The following is a 2564-nucleotide window of genomic DNA, read 5'->3' as shown; positions in this document are numbered from 1 at the left end:
TGCGGGGTTGTGCCCCTGCGGGGTTGTGCCCCTGCGGGGCATGTGGGTGCCATCGGTTGATGGGACAGTGATTCCTGGTGGGGTTTCCGCTGGTTGGGTGTCCGGCAGCTCGTAGGATGAATGTGGAGGCCCCAGCCGTCCCCCCGTGCGGAGTGGGGCCTCCAGCCATGTGCGTCAGCTTTCGCGGAGCCAGACCGCCGTGTCCGTCGGGACCGTGGGGCCCGTCAACGGACCCGAGGCGATGAGGAGTTCCGCGCCCTCCGGGAGCGCGTAGGGCTCGGGTCCGAGATTGACCACGCAGCGGAATCCGCCGGGCCGGCGGAAGTCCAGGACGGAGTCCGGGCTCGGCAGCCACTCCATCGGGCCGTCGCCCAGGCCCTCCAGTTCGTGCCGCAGCCGCAGGGCCGCCCGGTACAGGGACAGGTGCGAGGCGGGGTCGCCGACCTGCGCCTGGACCGTCAGCGCAGCCCACGCGGACGGCTGCACGTCGAGCCACGGGGGCTTGCCGTCCGCGTTGAAGCCGAAGGGCGGCCGGTCGCCGCTCCACGGCAGCGGTACGCGGCAGCCGTCGCGGCCGCGGTCCACGCCGCCGGAGCGGAGCCAGGTGGGGTCCTCGCGGAGCTCGTCGGGGATGTCCTCGACCTCCCACAGGCCCAACTCGTCGCCCTGGTAGACGTAGACGCTGCCCGGCAGGGCGAAGGTCAGCAGCGCCGCCGCGCGGGCCCGGCGGGTGCCCAACTCCAGGTCCACGGGCAGGCCGTGGCGCAGGTGGCGCTCGAAGTCGTAGCGGGTGTCGGCGCGTCCGTAGCGGGTCACGTGCCGGGTCGTGTCGTGGTTGCTGAGCACCCAGGTGGCCGGGGCGCCGACCAGGGCGTGGGCGGCGAGCGTGTCGTCCACGACCTGCCGCAGCTCCGCCGCGTCCCACGCCGACTTCAGCAGCGGGAAGTTGAAGGCGGTGTGCAACTCGTCGGGGCGCAGGTAGCGGGCGAACCGGTGCGGGTCGGTCTCCCACAGCTCGGCGACGAAGGCGCGCTCGCCGGGGTAGGAGTCCGCGATGGCGCGCCAGGCGCGGTAGACCTCGTGCACGCCCTCCTGGTCCCGCCACGGGTGGGGCCGGTGGTGGTGGCCCTCCGCGTCCGGCAGGCCGGACTCCTTGACCAGGTGGTCCGTCACGTCGATGCGGAAGCCGTCCACCCCCAGGTCCAGCCAGAACCGCAGCACGGACTCGAACTCGGCCCGCACCTCCGGGTGCTCCCAGTTCCAGTCAGGCTGCTCGGGCGCGAACATGTGCAGGTACCACTCGCCGTCGGGGAGCCGGTGCCAGGCGGGGCCGCCGAAGTGGGACTGCCAGTCGTTGGGCGGCAGTTCGCCGTGGGCGCCGCGCCCGGGACGGAAGTGGTAGCGGGCGCGCTCCGGTGAGCCGGGGCCGGCGGCGATCGCCGCACGGAACCAGGGGTGCTCGTCGGAGGAGTGGTTGGGCACGATGTCGACGATGACCCGAAGCCCCAGCTCGTGCGCCTCCGCGACCAGCGCGCGGGCCTCCTCCAGGGTGCCGAAGCGGGGGTCGATGTCGCGGTAGTCGGCGACGTCGTAGCCGCCGTCCGCCAGCGGCGAGGTGTACCAGGGGGAGAGCCACAGCGCGTCCACGCCGAGCTCCACCAGGTGGCCGAGCCGGGAGCGGATGCCGGCGATGTCCCCGGTGCCGTCGCCGTTGCCGTCGGCGAAGCTGCGCGGATAGATCTGGTAGATCACGGCGTGGCGCCACCAGGGCTGACGCCCGCTCAGGTGCTGCGGCTGCGGGGACGGGTCCTGCGGTGCGGCCAAAGCTGCCTCCTCGGCGAACCGGAACGGTGTGGACCGGAACGGTCCGCACCAGTCCAACCCGCGCCCCCGGCCCCGCGCAAGAGGTCAGGCCAGGACGCGCCGCAGCGTGGACCCGGTGCGGGTCTTGCGCACCTCCAGCTGGTTCGGGATCCGGTCGCGCAGGTCCGCCACGTGGCTGACGATGCCGACGGCCCGGTCGCGCTCGCGCAGCGAGTCGAGCACGTTGAGCACGTCCTCCAGGGTCTCCGCGTCCAGCGACCCGAAGCCCTCGTCGATGAAGAGGGTGTCCAGCGGGACGCCGCCGGCCTCGTCGGTGACCACGTCGGCCAGGCCCAGGGCCAGCGCCAGGGAGGCGAAGAAGCTCTCGCCGCCGGACAGGGTGGCCGTGTCCCGCTCCTGGCCGGTCCAGGCGTCGACGACCTTGAGGCCGAGACCGGAGCGGGCGTTGCCCTTGGCCAGGGCGTCGCTGTGGACCAGGGTGTACCGGCCGCCGGACATGACGGCCAGCCGTGCCCCGGCCGAGGCCGCCACGGACTCCAGGCGCGCCGCGAGCACGTAGTTCTCCAGAGACATCCGGCGGCGGTTGCTGCGGCCGGTGCCGGCGACGAGCGCGGCCAGCTCGGCCAGTTCCGCGTGCTCCTCCAGCAGGGGCGTCAACTGGGCGGCGCGGCTTGCGAGTTCCGCACTCAGGGCGTCCAGGTCGGCGCAGCGCTGGCGTGCCGCGCGGGCCCGGACGGCGG

2 protein-coding genes are annotated in these 2564 nt (G+C 73.7%); both read right to left on the bottom strand.

The annotated features are described in order from the left end of the window. Positions 1-174: 174 nt before the first annotated feature. Positions 175-1824, bottom strand: a complete 1650-nt coding sequence (locus ACFP3V_RS31620) for a glycoside hydrolase family 13 protein (protein WP_380591215.1) — start codon at positions 1822-1824, stop codon at positions 175-177. Positions 1825-1908: 84 nt separating this feature from the next. After that, positions 1909-2564 (bottom strand): SbcC/MukB-like Walker B domain-containing protein (locus ACFP3V_RS31615; protein WP_380591212.1); only part of this gene is annotated, 656 nt, incomplete at its 5' end.

The sequence above is a fragment of the Streptacidiphilus monticola genome (assembly GCF_042658505.1).
Classification (GTDB): Bacteria; Actinomycetota; Actinomycetes; order Streptomycetales; family Streptomycetaceae; genus Streptacidiphilus; species Streptacidiphilus monticola.
The sequence above is the reverse complement of the archived record's forward strand: the minus strand, read 5'-3'. Positions and strand labels throughout refer to the sequence as shown.